This is a genomic window from Hyphomicrobium sp. 802 (assembly GCF_000526135.1).
GTDB lineage: Bacteria > Pseudomonadota > Alphaproteobacteria > Rhizobiales > Hyphomicrobiaceae > Hyphomicrobium_B.
In genome coordinates this window covers 2,728,019-2,746,846 of record NZ_JAFM01000001.1, presented here as the reverse complement: position 1 = coordinate 2,746,846, position 18,828 = coordinate 2,728,019, and the positions used below count along the sequence as shown (strand labels likewise).

The window sequence follows — 18,828 nt, the reverse complement described above, 5'->3', positions numbered from 1 at the left end:
CGTGACGCAAGTTTGGTTGCCGGTCAAGGCCTTGACCATTGCGCGCTGACGCGAGATGTCTGGCTGCGCGCTAGGACCGATGGGCGCTCCCGTCGCTTTTGTCTGCTCCGTGTATGGAATGATGAGACCCGAGTGAAGCATTGGCCGGAAGAGTGCAGATGAACATCGTTGTGCGGGTCTTGGCGGCAGCAATCGCGCTGTTCGTGGTCGCGCTGGGGGTGGCGTCCGAGGCCGAAAGCGCACCGATCAGTATCCTCGACACGATCAAAGCCCGTGGCAAGGTCGTCTGCGGTGTCCAGGACCATGCACCGGGCTTCAGCGAGGTGAGCCCGCGCGGTGCCTGGAGCGGCATGGACATCGAATTCTGTTCAGCGCTCGCCGCCGCCATCTTTGGCGACCGTGACGCAGTGAAGCTCCTGAGCCTCAACGCCAGCGATCGCTTCAAATCGCTGCAGGATGATGAGGTTGACGTTCTGCTCGGAGCGACGGCATGGACGCTGACGCGCGATACAGAACTCGGCGCCCGCTTCGTGGGTACGCTCTATTACGATGGCCAGGGCTTCATCATTCCACGCAATCACTCGATCGCCAGCGTTCTTGAGCTGTCTGGCGCTTCGATCTGCGTTCTGGCGGGAACGAGTGATGAGACCGCAATCTCCGATTACTTCGGCAGCCGGAAGATGCGTTACCAACTCATCCAGTCCGATCGCTGGGAGGATCTGGTCAAAACTTATTCCGACGGAGGCTGCACGGTATTGACCGGCGACATGACGTTGCTCGCCTTCGAAAAGAGCCGCTTGGCCAGCGGCGCCGATCAGATGCTGCTGCCGGAATTGATTACGAAGGAACCGTACGGCCCGGCCGTGCGGCTTGGTGATGATGGCTGGTTCGCCGTCGTCCGCTGGGTGATGATGGCACTCGTTGCCGCGGAAGAAATGAATATTTCCAGCAGCAACGTCGACACCATGAAGGCGTCGCCCTCGCACGAGGTCCGTCGCTTCCTGGGCCTCGATGCCGATCTAGGCGCGCCGCTCGGATTGCCGCGCGACTGGGCCTATCAGGTCGTTCGCGACGTCGGCAACTATGGCGAGATCTTTGAACGCACGCTCGGCCAAAGCTCATCGCTGAAACTCGATCGCGGCCTCAACAACTTGTGGAGCAAGGGCGGTCTCATGTACTCGGCGCCGTTCCGCTGATAGTTTCGCCGCAGGGGGAATTGTGGCAGCGGGCGTGACGATGGGGAAGGGTGATGGGAATCCCAGCGACGTATCACATGTTGCTTGAACTGATCGTCTTTGCGATCCCGGTCGCCGTCATCCTGATGCTCCTCTATCTGTGGCGGTCATCCCGGCGTTATCGCCGCGGGGCTCTGCCAGCGTCTTCGGATAGCCTCGTCGAGCCTTTCCACGCCGTTGCGCAGCCGTCGCCGGAAGCCGCAGCACCGCCTTTGCAGAAGCCACTCGAAACCGCCGAGACGATTGCAGCGAAAATCGACAGTGCGGCTGCCCACGGTGAAAAGACGGCGCTTGCCGGACTTTATCTCGATCTCGCCGCCGCTTACGCCCGCGCAGGCGATCAGAGTGCACGGATGGAAGCGCTTCGCTCAGCCGCCGGGAATGGCGCGCTTCACGGCCCACATTCGGCTCACGCCGCAGCGCGCCTGGCGCTGGGTGAAGCAGCGCACGAAGCGGGCGATCTCACGAGCGCTTGCGAGCAATGGCAGTTGGCGCGCACAGCCTGCCTCGAAGGCGGTGATACCGCGCAACATGCGCAGATCGAAAAGCGCATGCGCGATAACGGCTGTCCGACCGATTGGGTCCTTACGGATTTCTGAAATCCATCGGCATGCCGCCGGACGTTGGGGCGATTGTTGGAGCGATCGTCGTCGCGCCGCTCGACACCCGATTGCTGTTGTCGTCGGTCGCGCTGGCCATCAGCACTTCGACGCTGATGTTGTCGCCGTCCTTGATCTCGAACGAGTTCTGGTAGAGACGGCCGCCCGAAGATGCTGTCACTAGGTATTTCCCAGGCGCCAGCACATGCGTCGGCAGTGCGCCGACGCTCTCTTTCACGGTATCGCCTTCCGTCGTCTGGATCGTCCAACGCGTGTCGGGCACCGCTTCGCCGCCCGCCCGCGTGACGAGCTTGAACGTCGCCTTGCCGCCTGTGTGCGTTACTGTCGTCTCCGTCAGCTTGCCCGCTTCGACGGTCACGTCCGCCTCGATCTTGGCGTTGGCGTCGCCGTAAATCGAGACGATCCGGTAGATGCCGGAATTGAGGCGAATGATCAGGTTCGGTTTGGCGCCGGTGATAACCGCAGAATTGCCTTCGAACTCGTCGCGATCATCGGTGTAGATTGAATACGAGACCGCGCCGGGTGGCGCTGGCTTGCCGCCGATCATCGCCGCGACGCGAAGTCCGCCCGCATTCAGCACGAACGGCTCGAACGGCGGCCCGTCCGGCTTGATGACGATCTTTCGTGTCAGGTTCGCCCGCCCGAAGGCGGCGTTGACGGTGTATTCGCCGGGTGGAAGTTTCACGAGGGGGCTCGCCTCGCGGGATTCCAACACGAGTTTCGACTTGGTCGACCGCGGCACGGTTCGAAAAACCCGCCAGATGAGACCTTGCTCAATCTGCTGGCCATCGCCCGTCAGCAACGCAACGAGCCGGACGCCGCCTTTCGTCTTGCCGCGCTCAACCGTCGTTGTGTTTTGCCGTTTGCCGCCGACCGGTCCCCAGGGCGCTGGCGCTGGGCCGTCCGGAACGGGCTCCTGCGCGAACGATGCCGTCGCCGCAACGAACGACAACGCCATTGCCGTCAGCACGAGCACAGCGACAGGGCGCAACCGCTGGCGCAGCGATAATGGGTTTAGACTACGCAACGCTTCGGTCATCCGGGTCCAATCTCAAGCTTCTGGCTCTGGCCCGCTCGGACCTCGAACGCAGCCTGTCCATGACTGTTACGCGCATCGAAGCGCACGGTATATTTTCCCGGTGCCAGGATCGCGGTCGCCTGCGCGCCGGTCGCGCGCCAGATCGGCATGCCGTTTTCATCGGCGACTTCCCAGGTCAAATCGCCGAACGCGGGTACCGCGGCGGCTGTCGGCACGAAGTTGACCTGTCCCGACGCGATATCGATCACGGCTTTTGCAGGCTTGCCCGCGTCGAGCGTCACTTCCTTAGAGGCTGACAGGTGTGCGGTTGCAAGCGAAGCGCTGATCCGGTAGCGCCCCGGAGATAAACTGAGGTCAAGCGCCGGGCCGATGGTGCGCGCAATGCTGACGCGGTCGCCGTCGATGCGGTCGACACGATAGAAAATGTTGTCGTCGGGCTTCGCCGGTACACCGGCAACGAGCGCCGTGACCTTGACCGGCACGAGAGCAATCGCAAGCGTCTCCGTGACCGTCTGTCCGGCGCCGATGGCGACGCGTTTGCTGGTGATGCCGTTGCCGGCATTGGCGCCGATGTAGTAGGTGCCCTCGGGCAGCACGAAACTCGCCTGCGGGCTGCGCGACCGCGCCACTTCGCGACGGCCGTCAGGACTTTCCGGATCGTCGGTCTCGACCGTGTAGAGCACATCCTGGATCGCGCCGCCGTTCGCGCCGGTCGCCGACAGGTCGAGGCGTCCAGTCGAGAGCGCGACATCGAGCCGTTTGTCGTCTCCCGCAGCGAGATTGATTGTCTGCGATGAACGCGCCGCGCCATCGACTGCCGTCACGCCATATTCGGCAGGCTGCAGATAGAGATCGACCGTATCGCCACGCTTCAAGGCAACAGGCTGGCCGTTCGATGACACGCTCAAGGTCGCGGTGGGCGAGGGCGGGCCACTCTTGCTGGCCACAGCGCGCGCGACGAGATGCGCAGCGTTGAGCGAGACGATGATGCTCTGCGCTTCGCCGTCGGCAATCGTGATCGTGTGCCGGGCCTTGACGCCGCCAAGCTCGGCTTCGATGTCGTAATCACCAGCCGGCAGCTTGGCTGAAATGTCTTTGCCGACGCCTTGGCCGAGCGTTTTCGCGCCCCCGGCTTTGTAGATCCGCCACGTCAGCGGCGCTGTAATGAGAGGGCGGCCTTCAGCCAATGCCGCCGAGGCACGTAGCGATGCTCCGGCGGGCGGCGGCGGTGCTTTCGGTGCCACCGATTTGGCTTCCCCGCCTGCAACGTCGGACGGCGACAGAACCGCGAGCTTCACGGCTTCTTCGATGGCAGCATCGAGTCCGTTGGAATCTGCGATGTCGTAGAAGCGGCCGCCCGTCGCCTCTGCCATGCACGCCATGCGCGGGCGTTCGTTCGCAGAAAGTCCGATGCCGATCACCTGAATGACGACACCGGGCGACGACTTCGCGATGGCGCGCGCAGCGGCGCAGGAATCCTGGCGGCAGTTGTCGGCATTGTCGCCGACGATAACGATCTGAGCCGGCCGTGAGGAACCAATAGCGTCCGCCGCCATGCGCAACGCCGCCGTCACCGGGCCTGGCCCTCTCGGGCTGAGCTTTGAGAGCGGATCGAGAACGCTCTGACGCGGGCTGTCGGGACCTGCGATCATCTCCACGTCGCTGCAATCACCACGGCGGCGATGTCCGAACGAGATGAGGCCGACGCGGGTGGACGAGGGCTCGGTCAGAAGCGCGCCGAGCTTGTCACGCACGACGTCGATCTTCGGCCGGTTGGCGGGCGCCAGCCGGCCCCACATCGAGCCCGATCCGTCGACGATCAGCATGGCGGTCGGCGCATCGGCGCTCAGAGCGGGTCGCGTCGCCGCGAGGCCGACGGCGGCAAGCACGGCAACCGCCACGAGCGGTGCGACGATCCTCGATATTTTCAGCCGCATCATTCCCCCACCACCTTAGCGCTTCGATCCTTATCCCGACTCTGACTGTAACGGGTGGCTTGTAACAGCCCGACGCCTCGTATAGCGAGACGGGCACGCAAAGGTACGGAACAACCCATGAATACCGCATTTTTTGAATTTCTTGCGGCAAGACGTTCGGTCAAGCCCGACCGACTCGCCGCACCCGCCCCAACGGCCGAAGAACTCAACAAGATTCTGACGGTCGGGACACGCGTTCCCGATCATAAAAAGCTTTCGCCCTGGCGTTTCATCGTTTTTGAGGGCGATGCGCGCGCGTCGGCTGGGGAAATCTTTGCCCGGGCCTGCGAAAAGGAAGAGCGCGAGCCGCCGTCGCATGTCCGTCTCGACATGGAGCGGGCCAGATTCATGCGCTCGCCCATGGTCATAGCGGTCATTTCATCGGTGAAGCCGCGTCCCGGTGCGCCGGAGTGGGAGCAGGTGCTGTCGGTCGGCGCGCTCTGCTTCAATCTTTGCTTAGCGGCCAATGCGCTGGGCTTCGGCACCTCCTGGCTCAGCGAGTGGATCGCCTACAGCCCCACGGTCCGCGAAGCCTTCGGCCTGACGGAGCACGAGAAAATCGCTGGTTTCATCTATGTCGGCACGCCGATGGAGAAGCCCGAGGAACGCGAGCGCCCCAAGCTCGAAGCCATCGTCAAGCATTGGCCGGCCTGACGTTGAATCTGAGCGGTATCAGTACCGCGGCATTAAGCCAGCATTAACCATGCGATGCCAAGCTCTCGGCATACGTGTTGGCAAACTCGATTCGGGGAGCCGCGGGATCAGCACCGCCGGCCGGGAAATCGGGAAACGGCACTTCAGACCACATCATGGCCCTCCGCGCGTGCCTCAAGCACCCGCTGGAGGGCCAGTTAGTTTTGGCCCGGCCCGAAACATACTTAATGAACTCTTAAGCTGTATAAGTGCAGGTTCGTTGACCGAAATGGTCACCGAAGGCCCGCCATGCTTTCAATTGTCGGCTTTTCCAGCACCCACACCACGGCCTTGCAGCTTCTCAAAAAAGCAAAAGGCGAGGATGACGGAGCGTCCGACAAAACGGATGGCGCGGGTGGCATCTCGGATCCCTTCGCCGATCTCTTTGCGCCAAAGCTCGACGAGAATGACGGCAGCGATGATGGTACTTACAAACCATCTGCGTCGCCGCTGACTACAGCGTCGGGCTCCGTTGTCGAGCCTTTGACCGATGAGGGAGGCTTTACCGATGCGATGGGGAATCCCCTGCCTGTCGCATACACCATCAAATGGCATGGCGTTGAAGTGGCGCGCATTTATAACTCGGGTGGTTCGATAGTCGCCAGTGGCTTCGATCTCTCATCCTTGGACTGGGATCGAGGGGATCTTCCCCCCGACGAAAAAGACGCTGCGGGAAATGATCTCACCGGAATGGACTTGGCCAACAAGCGCTTCGAAAAACTCACAACGTTTTTCGCAACGCAGGCTTGATGTCTAATACCTGAACTGCTCGGCCAGCACGCGCTCTTCGAGGCCGTGCTCGCGGTCGAACATCATGTAAAGTTCGATGGCGCGGGCTTGCTCGATGTCGACCTTGATGACGTTGCGCGTCTCGAAGTGGTCGGCCACGGCGCTGACAGGCCGTTTCTCGTGCTCCAGCACCGAGATCGTGATGCGCACCTTGCTCGGCACGATGGCGCCACGCCAACGCCGCGGGCGAAAGGGACTGATCGGCGTCACGGCAAGCAATTGAGATTTGATCGGCAGAATGGGACCGTGCGCCGAGAGGTTATAAGCCGTCGAGCCGGCCGGCGTCGAAACCAGGATGCCGTCGCAGATCAACTCTTCGAGCCGCATCTTGTCGTCGATGGCTACCTGCAACTTGGCGGCCTGATAGCGCTGCCGGAATAGCGAGATTTCGTTGATGGCGAGGCTCTTGTGCGCCTTGCCGTTGGCGTCCGTCGCGATCATCGCCAGCGGATGGATGCGGCTCGTCTCGGCCGCTGACAGCCGCTCAAGCAGATCCTCTTCCCGGTAGTCGTTCATCAGGAAGCCCACCGAGCCCCGGTTCATGCCGTAGATCGGGATCTTGTCGTTGATGAACCGATGGAGCGTCTGCAACATGAAGCCGTCGCCGCCGAGCGCCACGATGACGTCAGCCTCCGCAGGGTCGGTTTCGCCATAGCGTTTGATCAGGGCCGCCTGGGCTTCGATCGCTTCGGGCACTTCGCTCGCGACGAAGGCGATGCGCTCGAATTTGTGCTTTTCTTTCGCCATCAAGGCCCTTCAGGTAAATGCTGTCGCGGTTGTAAGGCTGCGAAACAAGGCAGGGAAGCTCGCTCAAGTGCCGTCAAACGACAAGCCCCCCCATCTAGGTCGTACAGTGCGGGATAGCGGAGAGTGCCACCCGATGCCAGCCGATGGCGTCGTGATGATTTACGCGACGTTCCCGGATCGCGCCGCAGCCCTGGCTTTGGGCAAGGATCTGGTCAAGCGGCGGCTGGCCGGCTGCATTAACGTCCTGCCGTCGATGACGTCGGTTTACGTCTGGAAGGGCAATACCGAGACGGCGGATGAAGCCGTCATGATCGTCAAGCTTGCGGCCGAGGGGGCCGAACGCGCTGTTGCGCACATCGTCGCCAACCATCCCTACGAGACGCCGGCCGTGCTTGTCGTCCCCGTCACAGGCGGGAGCGACGCATACCTGAGGTGGGTCAGAGACGGCACCGAGATTTAAGACCGTCAATATACGCCGCCGAGCGACTGCATGAGATTGAAGCGTGTCGTGCCTGGACGCGGATCGCCATGGCGGCGCTTGCCTGAGTAAGCATAGGAATTATATCGCCGCCGTTTCTCGCTCTCGGCGCGGCGTGATTTCTTCACCTTGTGTGCGGGCGCGATGTCGCCGTCGCGCGTTACCGGGAGAGCGTCAGCCGCATCGGCGTCGTCGGAAACACTGTCGTCGTCCGGCTCATATTGCAGAGCGGCGAGCTTCGCTGACCCATTGGGCGTAACGGTAACAGCGGGCAACGCACCGGTGACGACGGAAGTCGAAGGAGGCGCCATCACCTCTGGCGGGAGAGGCCCGCCGATCGACATGCGCCCAGGCAACGGATCAGGCCGCGGAGCAACGGCGACCTGCGGCAGTGGATCGGTGACGACCTGATTTCTCTGCCAAGGCAGCACCTCGCGCTCGGTCGGCTTTGACGCCACAGCGCGCTCGCCAGCGCGTCCATCGGCAAGACGCGTGATCGTCAGCCAACGTCCATCCTGTCGCTTCTGCCGTCTCTCGGCCTGCGCGATGACCGCTGCGGGAACGCAACGGCCGTCACCCTGCATGATCTGTCCGGAAGGGCAGTCGGCGGAGCACATCACATCCTGATGGCTCTGCACCAGCGCAAGCAACACGTAGTCAGGCTGATTGTACGGCAGCACGGCGTTGGCGCGATCCAGGAACGCAGCCATGGCCCGCCGTGTCGATTGCGTCCAGCTGCCATTGATTGTGCCGCGATAGCAACCGACGCGCTGCAATTCGGTCTGCAGGTCGCGTGCCAGCTGAGTGCGGGTCGCAGGATCTGACGAGCCTGAGGATCGCACCGGCGACACGACCGAACGTCCGGCCGCCACGACCGTCGTCCAGGTGCTGGGCTTCGGAAGCGCGACCGTCGCGACCTCGTTCGCATTGGCGGCAACCGGTTTTTGCCAAGACGGAGACGTCGGCGCAAATGTCGGGATGATGTTTCGCTCCCGATCGGTGCGGTCGGGCGCGACGGAAATGCGCGTGACGGCGGCGAGGTCGTCAGAAGGATCTGAGAACGGAAAGAGGTACAGGCTTCCGAGAACGATACCGGCGGTGATCAGCAGCAGTGCACCGGGGCGTGACATGACGCGACTCCACCAACCTCACTGAACATCAGTCACGCGGTCGTCCGGAAAACGATCGGGCCGGAACGATGAGCAGTCAGCCCCGCCCATTAAAACCGGCGACGCTGCACATTCCAATGTGCAAGCCCAACACGAGATGAGAATGCCTCAAGTCCGGGCGCTTGGTAAACGCACAATGCGTCATACCTTGTGACGGGCGCGACATGGGGCCGCCATGTGCTCGCCATGCCAAGAACGACATCCGGCACACGCCCGCCATAATCTGAGGCTTGTGCGAAACTTACGCGGCCGGTGCAAAACCTCTTGATAACCGGGACTTTTCAACCGCTGCCGGAAGCTTGTGGACATCGTCATATGACACTCGCGTCATAGTCGGCACGTGCCCCTACAATTCTGATTCTTCTATCGTTTCGGATTCACATCGCCCCCCGACTCAGCTACGGCTGAAAGAGAGGGGAGTTTAATTCGCGTAAGTTTTCCACCTTCGGTCCGAACCGGACGATAAAGTTTTCCACTCTGATTTCTTGCGGCGAAATCGTGGCGGAATTCTCCAGTCGGGCTTCGAATGTGGCGGCTCTGGTTTGCTTGATTGTGCGGTTTTCGCGTCGCTCGTCTGCCGATTTGTCATGGGGATGACATCGGAGCTCACAGCCGAACGAACGGAGATCATTCGCAATCTTGCCCGTTCGCGTACCGGAGCTTGGTCGGCGGCACCCTCGGTCGCTGGGACCACAACGACGTGGCCGGTCTTTTTTAATTACCGACCGGCCTTCACAGGAGAGGGCAACCACGATGAGACACGTTTTAGGCGTGTTGGGGGTTCTCGCAGCAGGCGTATTGCTCGCCGTTTCCGCTGCGATGAACTGGCGTTTTGGCTTCAGTCTCGGACGAACCGAACTCGACGGCCAAATCTACGGAGCAGCATCCGCTGCTGCCGACTGCATGAAGGCTCTTGTACCGTTTTTCTTCTTTGCCGCAGTACGCAATCGAATTTGGTCGCAAGCGGCAGCGTCCGCCTTGGTCTGGACGGTCGTAACGACCTATTCCATGACCTCCGCACTCGGTCACGCGGCGTTGAACCGCTTCGATTCGACCGGGGAACGCGCTCAGGAAGCTCAAGTCTATCAGGACCTGAGGACCGAGCTGAAGCGTGCGGAAGAGCAAGCGGCCTGGATCCCACAGCATCGTCCGTATGAAACGGTGCAGAGCGAGATCGATGGGCTGAAGCTCGACAAGGCATGGAAGTGGTCGAAAGGCTGTACAGAAGTCACGACCAACATGCGGCGCCAGCTCTGTCAGCAGGTGACGTCTCTTGAAGCCGAGCTTGCATCCGCGGCCTCGGCCAAGAAGGCCGACGCTCATATTGCCGAGCTCAAGTCGAAGATCGATGCGACCGCAGGTACGCCTGCGCTGTCGGAAGCCGACCCGCAGGCGAAGGTTTTGACCGAGCTTGCGAACGCGTTCTTCCCGAACGTGAAGATCGAGAACGTGCAGATGGCGTTGACGTTGTTCGTCGCCCTGCTGCTCGAGATCGGGTCTGGATTCGGCATGTACGTCGCATTCAGCCAGTGGCGACTTTATGATCGCCAGCCCAAGCCCGTCTCGCCGAAGGCGTTGACGGAAGCAAGCACCGCTGCGGCAGCGGTGGCGGTTCCGGTGCTCACACCGGTGACCGTGCAAACGAAAAAGCCGCGTTCTGGCGCCAACGACAACCGGTCGCTCGAGATCGCTCTCGAAACACCCGTTGCCCCGGCGCGCGCAATCGAAGCTCCGCCCGCAGAAGTGCATCAGGCAGAGCCCACGGTTGTCGAAAGCAAGGTCGTGGCGCCGGTTGCGCGCCTCGTCCCCGAGAACAACACCGAACGTTTCTACAAGGAGAATGTCGAGGTCCGTGATGGATCAAGTGTAACGGCTACTGAACTCTATGAAGACTATTGCTCTTGGTGTGACTCTAAGAACAAGGAGCCTGCAGCACTTCCAAGCTTTGCCCGTGAATTCGCCGAGCTTGGCGTGAAAAAGGAGAAGGTAGCCGGACGAGTCCGGTACATCGGTATCGCACTAAAATCCGACACGGCGCTCGAGGAGGTTACGAAATCGCTGACCTTCGGCACTGTCGCAGCCTAAGCGCTGCCTCCTAGAAACGAAAGGCCCGCTTCGGCGGGCCTTTTTTGTTTTTGGGGGAGCAAACGCACCGATTACCTGCTCAGGATCCGACAGCCCATCATTAACATTCGGTTCGCTCGTCCCAATCTAATCAGCGTGACTTTGGTCACATACGCCAGCGCCGTATTCGGCTTTTTTGAGCGAAATGCAGATCCTGGAGAACTGACATGAAGCGAGCATTGGCAGTCCTAAGTTTCTTGATTTTAGGCGCCCCCGCACTTGCCGCGCAAAGCATGACCGACATGGTCGATTTTAGTTCCGACGCCTATACGAAGGCCGAGATGAGCCGAGCGGACATCAGTGCTGCTCTCGCTAAGCTGAAAGCAGGGGAAAAGCTCGACCTCTCAGGAAAGGCGCTGAACGGACTGGATTTGTCGAAGATGGATTTGCGCCGCGTGAATCTACAGGCCGCTCGCCTGATGCGCGCCAACCTCTCGAACTCGAACCTCGACGGCGTGAACCTCGATTCTGCTTGGTCGTTGAACTCCAATTGGAGCGGCGCGCAGCTGCGAGGCGCAAGCCTATTTCAAACCCAGCTCCAAGGCGCAAACCTGCAAGGCGCGAATTTTTCCGGCGCTCACGTCGCGGCTGATTTCAGTAAAGCGAATTTGCAGAACGCGAACTTCGATAAAGCCAACTTGGCGCCAAACGAGGCCAATCAGTCGATGGGACTGATGCGCGGCACATTCCGCAATTCAACGCTCGACGGCGCGTCGTTCCGCGGTGCGAACATGCGTCGGGTGTTGATCGAATTTTCTTCGTTGAAGGGTGCGGACATGACGGACGCCAATTTGGACGACGCCGAACTCGGCGGGTCGAATTTCGATGGAGCGGACGTAAAAGGCGCTAATCTCTTGGACGCCGATTTCACGTCCGCCAACGTCAACGGCATCAAGAACCTTAAGCAGGCCCGCAACGCGGACAAGGCAAAAGGACTTGCCGTCGTTGAGTGAAACCGGCTGTCTTCTGGAGCGACGCATAAATGAGAAAGACCCGCGCTTCGCGGGCTTTTTTATGTGCAAACGCCGACAAACAAGCCCATAGCATTCGAGCGAATTCCTCTTACGGACGGGTTCGGCATTTATGCTTTTCTTATTTGGTGGGACCGGCAGGGATCTCGTTTCCCTATGATCGCAGCCTCATATCTCCGCGCTGAGCGAGGCTGCGAACGGCTGACACCCGTCAAATGCTGCATCGCAAGCGAATGAACTCTTTGGAGGAGCATCAAATGGAAACGCATGGTCTTTTCAGAATTCACAACGGTTGGAAATGTCTCACGACCCAGGACAGCGTCAGGATTAAGTTTCCCGATGGGCAGGAAACAGAGATCCCGGAGGACGAATATCGCGCGGCCGGATATCCCCCCGCTTTCGACACGCTACTTTGGCGAGAGACGTCAGCGGAGAAAAGCTCCGCGGTCCGGCCAGTCAATGACCCCAGCCTCAAATAAGAGGCGACACAGCACTATCTCTTCGGATACGCCGTAAAAATATAATCCTTCGCCTGCACGATCGTATGGCAGGTGAATCCGCACTTGGCGTCGTTCTCTTGGGGCGGCGTGTCGGAAGCCGTCGCGGGCGAGAACGTATCGGTGGACGCATCGTAGTTGAACGCCGCGTAGCCCCAACCGCCGCTGTCGGCGAAGCGCTTACTGTCCTTCTCGATGAAGTCGACATTCTGAAGCGTGCCGGGCACCGTCGCGGGCGTCGGAGACTCGCCGCTCGGCACCGGCTTCCAATGGATCTTCGCGATCTTCGAGCCTTCCGGGAACGGCTTGCCGTTTTCGGGAATACCCGAGCGATATGCCTCGATCATTATCGGATTGGCGAGGATGACGGCCATCGCGCTGTCGGTTTGGCTCACGGCTACCGTCTGCCAGTCTTCGTAGCCTTTGAAGTCGGCGAAGGCGAGGCCGTCGGGAACTTTCAGGCTATACTTGTCAGGCGCGGCGCGGACATATCCGGCGGCGGCGGCAAGCAGCACCGCGATCATCGCGAACGCGCTAAGTAGCTTTGTCTTTGAGGAAGTAGCCGTTGAAATACGCAACATGCACCAGCCTCCAGATCGGGCCTGGAAATATTCCGGACCTGTACGCACGGAAGGAACGTCAGTCTCGATTGCAGGAATATATGCAGGATACGGAGCTTAGCGGCTCTCGCGATTTTGTCGAGAGACCTGCACACGCGCTGTCATAAAAGTGCAAGAGACGAAGCTCAGTCCGATGTGACCGCCTTCACGGGATGGGCTGCATCTTTCCCGACGACTGTCGTCCATTCCCGCACCCGCCACCGTGTTACGAGGCATTGGGTGACGTACGGGTCGGCCTTGGCAAAATTCTCCGCTACGGCAAGCGAGCTTCCCGAGAAGAGAAGCATGCCCCCATCCGCAGGATCTGCAAATGCGCCGCCAAGAAGGAGTTCACCCCGCTCGACAGCCGCTCTTGCCAGGACCAGATGCTCGTCGCGAAGGGCCCCGCGTCGCTCCAAGTAATCCTGAACGTAATCGTAAAAAAGAACGTAGTGCATGATCGCCTCGTCTCATCTCGTCGGGGCGACGCCCGCCCGCCGGCTCGTGCCTTACACTCCGAGCCCCGCCACCTCCAGCGCGAACGAGAAGTTGAAGGCCGTATCCTTCAAGCCGTCGAAGCGGCCCGACGCACCGCCATGCCCGGCGCCCATGTTCGTCTTCAACAGCACCAGATTGGCGCTCGTGTTGAGGGCCCGCATCTTAGCGATCCACTTCGCCGGCTCCCAATACGTCACGCGCGGATCGGTAAGACCCGCGAGCGCGAGGATGTGCGGATAATCCTTCGCTTCGACGTTATCGTAAGGCGAATAGCTGCGGATGTAGTCGAAGTCGTCCTTGCTCGTCAGCGGATTTCCCCATTCCGGCCATTCCGGCGGCGTCAGCGGCAGATCCTTATCGAGCATCGTATTCAAGACGTCGACGAACGGCACGTCGGCGATGATGGCAAGGAACAGGTCAGGCGCCATGTTGGCGATCGCGCCCATCAGCATGCCGCCCGCAGAGCCGCCGTTGGCGACGATCCGCCCGCGCGTAGTGAAGCCTTCCGACACGAGATGCTCGCCCGCCGCGATGAAGTCGGTGAACGTGTTCTTCTTCTTCTTGAGCTTGCCGTCGGTGTACCAGCGATAGCCCTTATCCTTGCCGCCGCGAATATGCGCGATGGCGAAAATGAAACCGCGATCGACGAGCGACAGTCGCGCCGTCGAGAACGCAGCCGGCATCGCGATGCCATAGGCGCCGTAGCCGTAAAGGAACAGCGGCGCCGAACCATCGAGCGGCGTCGTCTTCTTGTAGAGCAGCGTCACCGGAACGAGCGCACCGTCCTTCGCAGGCGCGAGCAGGCGGCGCGTCACGTAGTCGGCTGGATTATGTCCGCTCGGAATTTCCTGGCGCTTGCGCAGCGTGCGTTCGCGCGTGGCCATATCGTAGTCATAGGTTTCTGCGGGCGTCGTCAGCGACGAATAGGTGAAGCGGATACGCGTCGTGTCGAACTCGTACCCTGAACTCATGCCGAGCGCATAAGCCTCTTCAGCGAACGCAATGCTGTGCTCGCCGCTGAGGTCGAAGAAATCGTCGGCGCGGCCGCCCGCCTTGATCGGAGTAACGACGATACGCGGAAGGCTTTCCTCGCGTTCAAGCCGCGTCACGAAGTTCTGGAACACGCTGACGTCGAGGATCAGTCGCCCCGGTTTGTGCGCGACGATCTCGCGCCAGTTGGCTTCTTCGGGCGTGGCAACCGGCGCCATCACCACGCGGAAATCTTCCGCATCGTTTGAATTCGTCGCGATGATGAGGTTTTTGCCGTGATGCTCGACGCTGTACTGGTGCCCGACACGGCGCGGCGTCACCATCCTCGGACCGGCCGCGGGATTGTCGGCGTCAATCAGATGCACTTCGCTCGTATCGTGATCGTGAATGTCGATGAGGATGAATTTCTGCGACTGCGTCGACGACAGCCCGACGAAGAAGCCTGAATCCTTTTCCTCATAGACGAGCTTGTCGTCGGAAACCGGCGTGCCGAGTACGTGGCTGTAGACGAACAGCGGTCGCTGATGCTCGTCGACCTTGATGTAGAAAAGCGTGCGTCCATCGCTCGACCATTCGAGGCTGCCGTGGGAATCCGGAATTTCGTCGGCGAGGTTTTGGCCCGTCGCCAGGTCGCGAATACGGATTGTGTAAAGCTCCGAGCCCTTGTCGTCGGTTGCGTAGGCGAGCAGCTTGTGATCGTTCGTGTGCGCCGTCGCCCCGAGGTCCCAATAGCTCTTGCCTTCGGCTTCGGCGTTGCCGTCGAGCAGAACCTGCGCATCGCCTTGCGAGCCCCCCCGCGGAATCCGGCAAAGCTGCGCATACTGGCCGCCTTTGACGAAACGCGGGAAGTATTCGAACGGCCCGTCCGGTTGCGGGACGTGGCTGTCATCCTCCTTGAGACGCGCCTTCATCTCCTTGAACAGCGTCTCCTGCAGAGGCCCGGTCTGCGCCATCATCGCCTTGGTGTAGGCGTTCTCGGCGTCGAGATGATCGCGGATGTGCCCAGCCAACTCTTGCGGCTGCCGCATCACCTCCTGCCAGTTGTCGGCCCGGATCCACGCGTAATCGTCGGTAAGGGTAACGCCGTGATAGGTCGAGACGACGGGGAGGCGGCGCGCCACCGGCGGGGAGGGCGGCGCCGTCTCGTCGGCAAGGACGGTCGTGTCGGAGCTGCCAGTCGTCGGACCAGTCATCGGGCTACAAACCTTTCGATGCTTGAGTGAAGATCGGGGGGATGGTTCTCGGCCGCCCGCGGGCGCACGTCAACGCGGCTCCAGTCACCGAGTAATGATCAAATGCAGATGCCCCCAGATCAAGAATTAGTAATGTCGTAATCTAATTCTGCGCCGCGATTGACAATGAATGCGACCTGTAGTCAAAGCTTTCGCAAGTGAATTCCAGTTGATCTCGTCGGCTGCATTCGCGTTACTGGGGTTTCCGGCGGACTTCGTCGATTAAAACGGAAAACGGCGGGGTGTCGACATGGACGGGCGGTCCGGGCAGGTTTTTCGACCGGCAGAGGAAGCGGAAGATGAGCACATGGACAGTTCTGCCCAGCCTGAGCTTGTGACGATCACGGCGACGATCGTCGCAGCGTACGTCAGCAACAATTCGATCGCCTCGACCGAGCTTCCGAACCTGATCGCCGAAACGCACGCCGCGTTGAGCCGCGCCGCTGGGCGGACGGTGCCGCAGGACCGCGAAGAGTCGAAACCGAAGATCGCCGTCAAGAAGTCCGTCATGCCGGACTTCATCATCTGTCTCGAAGACGGCAAGAAGTTCAAATCGCTGAAGCGGCATTTGCGGACGCACTACAACTTGTCGCCGGAAGAATACCGCGAGAAGTGGGGGCTGCCGCCCGACTATCCGATGGTCGCGCCGAATTACGCCAACGCCCGCTCGCAGCTTGCGAAGAAAATGGGCCTCGGCACCCGTCGCGAAAGATAATCTGGCAACGGATCAAATTCCTCAGGCCGCACCGCTGAACTCACCGGTGAATAAGCTTGGCGAGCGCGTCGCGTTCTTGCTTTAACAATCTGGCGAGACGGGAGTGCCGCGTCAGATCGTAGGCGCGGTCTCCGACAATGCCGCGACGGCGCTCTTTCCGCAATTCCCGTTCGATGATGGCGATAATTTTTCTCCGTCCTTGCTCCGTGCGATCGCCAATTTCCTTTGGCCAAACGGGCAAAAGTTGCAAAGCATCCGGCGCGTAGTTGGACTCTCGCTTGCGAAAGACAGACAGCCCCGCATCGCCGGATGTCGTCTTGTGTCGATTTGATACGCAGTTGTGCATGATTGGCGACTGTGAGGCCGCCGACGAACGCGGGGATAACTTTCGCAAGTGTCGCCGCCGATAAGGTGAACGTAAGCGCTCGAAAAAAACTTATCCCCGCTGTATCGGGCGCCCGTATTCTGCTCGGCGATGACACAACCGAGACGAATGGCCAGACATGTTCACTCATCCGCGACGGGCGTTAACGTCCGTACGATTGTCAGACCATGGGAAGAAGGGATGACACGGGCTTCGCTTTTGTCGGCCCTGAAGACGCGACAGCGTCTTGTGGCCGATCGCGAAACGGCGGACGACCTGCGCCACCGCCAGACGCGCGTCGCAATCGATCTGGCGATTTCCAACGTCTTCGGCGTTGATGCAGACCTCCTCTGGAGTGGAACACGCGGCGTTCGAGACATCGCCGAGGCGCGTCAGGTCGCGATGTACCTCGCACATGTTTGCTGCCGCATGTCGCTGACGGAAGTCGGCACGATGTTCGGCCGCGATCGCACCACCGTCGCGCATGCCTGTCTCAAGGTCGAGTGCCGCCGCGACGACCCGAATTTCGATCGCGCGCTGGATGTTTTGGGGTGGGCGTTGCCGACGCTCGTCCAGCGCGACGTAACCCCCAATCGGATCAGTCCGCGCGAGGAGATCGAGGAACATCAATGGCTGTAGGAAACACGCGCCGCAACGCAGTCAACGCGCAAGAGGGAAGTACTACGCCGACACGCAACCTTGCCGAAAGTCCGCTGGCCTGGCTCGCTCGGCGCAAGGACAAGGACGGCCAGCCGATGCTGACCGACACCGAATTCGATGCTGGCGAAAAGCTCCGCGCGGACTTCTGGTTTGCTCAAATGACGCCGCGCACGACCGCCAACTGGTCGTTGCTGCTTTCTGGCGGCGGTGGCGGCAAGGGCGCGCCGGACATCGGTCCCGACATCCGCGATGCCGTTGTTGCGGCGAAGGAGCGTGTGAAGCGCGCGTTGGCGGCCGTCGGTCCTGATCTTGCCGGTGTGCTGATCGACGTCTGCTGTCACTTGAAAGGTCTTGAAGCCAGCGAGAAGGCAAGCGGCTGGCCGCAGCGCTCGGGCAAGATCATCCTGCAGATCGCGCTTCGTCAGTTAGCGCGCCATTACGGAATGCTGCCGCCACCGACGACTGCCCACGCCGACCGTCCCGTCCGCGTCCGCCACTGGGGCGCGAGCGACTACCGCCCCGAGATCGATCCTCGGTGAACCTGCCTCATCGGAACGAGTCCAAGGACGGCATGTTGATATCTTACGCGCGCTCCCTCGCCATCGTCATGCCGACGGAGGTCGGCACCCAGGCAATCATCATCGCAACGAATGTTTGGCGCTTGGCTGGATCCCGGCCTGCGCCGGGATGACGGTGGTTAGATGTCTCGGTGACCGGCCCGAGGATGACGTCGTGCTCACTTACTTCCCGGATTTGGCCGCCTTCCGGCCTTTGCCGGAACGCGATGGGCGAGGCGGCTCCGCCGCTTCGTCCGGCAGATCGGGAATGATGTACTTCCAGTAGTTTTCCTGCTTCACGCGCCGCTCGCTCATGGCGAAGCTGCGGACCGAGATGCCCGCCTGATGCACCGTCTCGGCCGTGCCGGAGACGAGCGGATGCCACCACGGCAGATCGCCACCCTCACCGACGATGCGGTAGGCGCACGACTTCGGCAGCCACGACAACTCGCGCGCACGCGGAATGTCGATCGCCAGGCAGTCTGGCATTTTCTCGAAGCGGTTGGGGTAGTCCTTGCAGCGGCAAGTGCGGACGTCGAGCATGCTGCAGGAGAGCCGCGTGAGATAAATCTGCGCCGTGTCTTCGTCTTCGAGCTTGACGAGACAGCAGCGGCCGCAGCCGTCGCACAGCGCCTCCCACTCGTCGGGACTCATCTCTTCGAGCGTTTTTGTGCGCCAGAACGGTGGATCGTTGCCGTCCAACATCAGGTCTTGCTCTTCCCTTCTGGCTTGAGCCGGGATAACCACAATTTTGTCGACTTGCGACGTCTAACGTCGGCAAACTCGCTTTGCGGCGCGTCCGGCGGATGCGTCGCAATTGCTGTTGCAAATAAAATTCTTGCAGTAAAGGGCTTAAGCCCGCGTCTCGCGCGTGA

General features: G+C 60.9%; 18 protein-coding genes. 10 read left to right on the top strand and 8 right to left on the bottom strand.

Annotation, left to right across the window (positions count from 1 at the left end; genetic code table 11):
• Positions 1-158: 158 nt before the first annotated feature.
• Together HYP802_RS0113780 and HYP802_RS0113775 are read left to right on the top strand one after the other, a co-directional pair.
• Positions 159-1,196, top strand: a complete 1,038-nt coding sequence (locus HYP802_RS0113780) for an amino acid ABC transporter substrate-binding protein (RefSeq protein WP_024275933.1) — start codon at positions 159-161, stop codon at positions 1,194-1,196.
• Positions 1,197-1,249: 53 nt separating this feature from the next.
• Positions 1,250-1,834, top strand: a complete 585-nt coding sequence (locus HYP802_RS0113775) for a hypothetical protein (protein WP_013948042.1) — start codon at positions 1,250-1,252, stop codon at positions 1,832-1,834.
• Here HYP802_RS0113775 and HYP802_RS0113770 read toward each other — a convergent pair.
• Together HYP802_RS0113770 and HYP802_RS0113765 are read right to left on the bottom strand one after the other, a co-directional pair.
• A complete protein-coding gene (locus HYP802_RS0113770; RefSeq protein ID WP_024275932.1) occupies positions 1,821-2,894 on the bottom strand; it encodes a hypothetical protein in 1,074 nt (357 codons plus the stop codon). The two genes, HYP802_RS0113775 and HYP802_RS0113770, sit on opposite strands and share 14 nt — an antisense overlap.
• Positions 2,891-4,834: a VWA domain-containing protein gene (locus tag HYP802_RS0113765; RefSeq protein ID WP_024275931.1), complete on the bottom strand. Its 1,944-nt coding sequence runs from the start codon at positions 4,832-4,834 to the stop codon at positions 2,891-2,893. The genes HYP802_RS0113770 and HYP802_RS0113765 overlap by 4 nt, the downstream gene beginning before the upstream one ends.
• A 114-nt stretch (positions 4,835-4,948) precedes the next feature.
• On the opposite strand from HYP802_RS0113765, the gene HYP802_RS0113760 reads away from it, so the two are divergent.
• Both HYP802_RS0113760 and HYP802_RS0113755 read left to right on the top strand, forming a co-directional pair.
• Positions 4,949-5,524, top strand: coding sequence for a nitroreductase (locus HYP802_RS0113760; protein WP_024275930.1), 576 nt, complete (start codon positions 4,949-4,951; stop codon positions 5,522-5,524).
• Between the two features lie 288 nt (positions 5,525-5,812).
• Positions 5,813-6,313 carry a hypothetical protein gene (locus HYP802_RS0113755; RefSeq protein WP_024275929.1) on the top strand — a complete coding sequence of 167 codons (501 nt, stop codon included), beginning with the start codon at positions 5,813-5,815 and terminating at the stop codon, positions 6,311-6,313.
• 3 nt (positions 6,314-6,316) lie between these two features.
• Here HYP802_RS0113755 and HYP802_RS0113750 read toward each other — a convergent pair whose 3' ends face one another.
• Entirely contained in the window at positions 6,317-7,099 is a 783-nt protein-coding gene (locus HYP802_RS0113750; RefSeq protein WP_013948038.1) for an NAD kinase, read from the bottom strand.
• Between the two features lie 133 nt (positions 7,100-7,232).
• Between HYP802_RS0113750 and cutA the strand changes: the two genes are divergently transcribed.
• Positions 7,233-7,559, top strand: coding sequence for a divalent-cation tolerance protein CutA (gene cutA / locus HYP802_RS0113745; protein ID WP_024275928.1), 327 nt, complete (start codon positions 7,233-7,235; stop codon positions 7,557-7,559).
• Positions 7,560-7,564: 5 nt separating this feature from the next.
• Here the strand turns inward: cutA and HYP802_RS0113740 are convergent, their stop codons facing one another.
• Entirely contained in the window at positions 7,565-8,707 is a 1,143-nt protein-coding gene (locus HYP802_RS0113740) for a hypothetical protein (protein ID WP_024275927.1), read from the bottom strand.
• Between the two features lie 792 nt (positions 8,708-9,499).
• On the opposite strand from HYP802_RS0113740, the gene HYP802_RS0113735 reads away from it, so the two are divergent.
• Both HYP802_RS0113735 and HYP802_RS0113730 read left to right on the top strand, forming a co-directional pair.
• Positions 9,500-10,831, top strand: coding sequence for a hypothetical protein (locus tag HYP802_RS0113735; protein WP_013948035.1), 1,332 nt, complete (start codon positions 9,500-9,502; stop codon positions 10,829-10,831).
• A 206-nt stretch (positions 10,832-11,037) separates the two neighbouring features.
• Positions 11,038-11,823: a pentapeptide repeat-containing protein gene (locus tag HYP802_RS0113730; RefSeq protein WP_013948034.1), complete on the top strand. Its 786-nt coding sequence runs from the start codon at positions 11,038-11,040 to the stop codon at positions 11,821-11,823.
• Between the two features lie 511 nt (positions 11,824-12,334).
• Here the strand turns inward: HYP802_RS0113730 and HYP802_RS0113720 are convergent.
• From HYP802_RS0113720 to HYP802_RS0113710, 3 genes are all read right to left on the bottom strand, one after another.
• Positions 12,335-12,862 carry a cytochrome P460 family protein gene (locus tag HYP802_RS0113720; RefSeq protein ID WP_244421042.1) on the bottom strand — a complete coding sequence of 176 codons (528 nt, stop codon included), beginning with the start codon at positions 12,860-12,862 and terminating at the stop codon, positions 12,335-12,337.
• Positions 12,863-13,083: 221 nt separating this feature from the next.
• Positions 13,084-13,395: a YciI-like protein gene (locus tag HYP802_RS0113715; RefSeq protein ID WP_013948030.1), complete on the bottom strand. Its 312-nt coding sequence runs from the start codon at positions 13,393-13,395 to the stop codon at positions 13,084-13,086.
• 51 nt (positions 13,396-13,446) lie between these two features.
• Entirely contained in the window at positions 13,447-15,618 is a 2,172-nt protein-coding gene (locus HYP802_RS0113710; RefSeq protein WP_024275925.1) for a S9 family peptidase, read from the bottom strand.
• Between the two features lie 346 nt (positions 15,619-15,964).
• On the opposite strand from HYP802_RS0113710, the gene HYP802_RS0113705 reads away from it, so the two are divergent.
• The 3 genes from HYP802_RS0113705 (at position 15,965) to HYP802_RS0113690 (ending at position 17,935) form a co-directional block, all read left to right on the top strand.
• Entirely contained in the window at positions 15,965-16,372 is a 408-nt protein-coding gene (locus HYP802_RS0113705; protein ID WP_024275924.1) for a MucR family transcriptional regulator, read from the top strand.
• 565 nt (positions 16,373-16,937) lie between these two features.
• Entirely contained in the window at positions 16,938-17,375 is a 438-nt protein-coding gene (locus HYP802_RS0113695; protein WP_013948027.1) for a helix-turn-helix domain-containing protein, read from the top strand.
• A complete protein-coding gene (locus tag HYP802_RS0113690) occupies positions 17,366-17,935 on the top strand; it encodes a DUF6456 domain-containing protein (RefSeq protein WP_013948026.1) in 570 nt (189 codons plus the stop codon). Before HYP802_RS0113695 ends, HYP802_RS0113690 begins: the two co-directional genes overlap by 10 nt.
• Positions 17,936-18,136: 201 nt before the next feature.
• Here HYP802_RS0113690 and HYP802_RS0113680 read toward each other — a convergent pair whose 3' ends face one another.
• A complete protein-coding gene (locus HYP802_RS0113680; RefSeq protein ID WP_013948025.1) occupies positions 18,137-18,658 on the bottom strand; it encodes a YcgN family cysteine cluster protein in 522 nt (173 codons plus the stop codon).
• Positions 18,659-18,828 lie beyond the last annotated feature (170 nt).

What these genes read in the sequence shown, in the direction of transcription:
- HYP802_RS0113755 (WP_024275929.1), top strand. Translation starts at nt 5,813, where the DNA reads ATGCTTTCAATTGTCGGCTTTTCCAGCACCCACACCACGGCCTTGCAG.
- HYP802_RS0113765 (WP_024275931.1), bottom strand. Translation starts at nt 4,834, where the DNA reads ATGATGCGGCTGAAAATATCGAGGATCGTCGCACCGCTCGTGGCGGTT.
- HYP802_RS0113715 (WP_013948030.1), bottom strand. Translation starts at nt 13,395, where the DNA reads ATGCACTACGTTCTTTTTTACGATTACGTTCAGGATTACTTGGAGCGA.
- HYP802_RS0113750 (WP_013948038.1), bottom strand. Translation starts at nt 7,099, where the DNA reads ATGGCGAAAGAAAAGCACAAATTCGAGCGCATCGCCTTCGTCGCGAGC.
- cutA (WP_024275928.1), top strand. Translation starts at nt 7,233, where the DNA reads ATGCCAGCCGATGGCGTCGTGATGATTTACGCGACGTTCCCGGATCGC.
- HYP802_RS0113740 (WP_024275927.1), bottom strand. Translation starts at nt 8,707, where the DNA reads ATGTCACGCCCCGGTGCACTGCTGCTGATCACCGCCGGTATCGTTCTC.
- HYP802_RS0113730 (WP_013948034.1), top strand. Translation starts at nt 11,038, where the DNA reads ATGAAGCGAGCATTGGCAGTCCTAAGTTTCTTGATTTTAGGCGCCCCC.
- HYP802_RS0113735 (WP_013948035.1), top strand. Translation starts at nt 9,500, where the DNA reads ATGAGACACGTTTTAGGCGTGTTGGGGGTTCTCGCAGCAGGCGTATTG.
- HYP802_RS0113775 (WP_013948042.1), top strand. Translation starts at nt 1,250, where the DNA reads ATGGGAATCCCAGCGACGTATCACATGTTGCTTGAACTGATCGTCTTT.
- HYP802_RS0113760 (WP_024275930.1), top strand. Translation starts at nt 4,949, where the DNA reads ATGAATACCGCATTTTTTGAATTTCTTGCGGCAAGACGTTCGGTCAAG.
- HYP802_RS0113695 (WP_013948027.1), top strand. Translation starts at nt 16,938, where the DNA reads ATGACACGGGCTTCGCTTTTGTCGGCCCTGAAGACGCGACAGCGTCTT.
- HYP802_RS0113780 (WP_024275933.1), top strand. Translation starts at nt 159, where the DNA reads ATGAACATCGTTGTGCGGGTCTTGGCGGCAGCAATCGCGCTGTTCGTG.
- HYP802_RS0113680 (WP_013948025.1), bottom strand. Translation starts at nt 18,658, where the DNA reads ATGTTGGACGGCAACGATCCACCGTTCTGGCGCACAAAAACGCTCGAA.
- HYP802_RS0113690 (WP_013948026.1), top strand. Translation starts at nt 17,366, where the DNA reads ATGGCTGTAGGAAACACGCGCCGCAACGCAGTCAACGCGCAAGAGGGA.
- HYP802_RS0113720 (WP_244421042.1), bottom strand. Translation starts at nt 12,862, where the DNA reads ATGATCGCGGTGCTGCTTGCCGCCGCCGCCGGATATGTCCGCGCCGCG.
- HYP802_RS0113770 (WP_024275932.1), bottom strand. Translation starts at nt 2,894, where the DNA reads ATGACCGAAGCGTTGCGTAGTCTAAACCCATTATCGCTGCGCCAGCGG.
- HYP802_RS0113705 (WP_024275924.1), top strand. Translation starts at nt 15,965, where the DNA reads ATGGACAGTTCTGCCCAGCCTGAGCTTGTGACGATCACGGCGACGATC.
- HYP802_RS0113710 (WP_024275925.1), bottom strand. Translation starts at nt 15,618, where the DNA reads ATGACTGGTCCGACGACTGGCAGCTCCGACACGACCGTCCTTGCCGAC.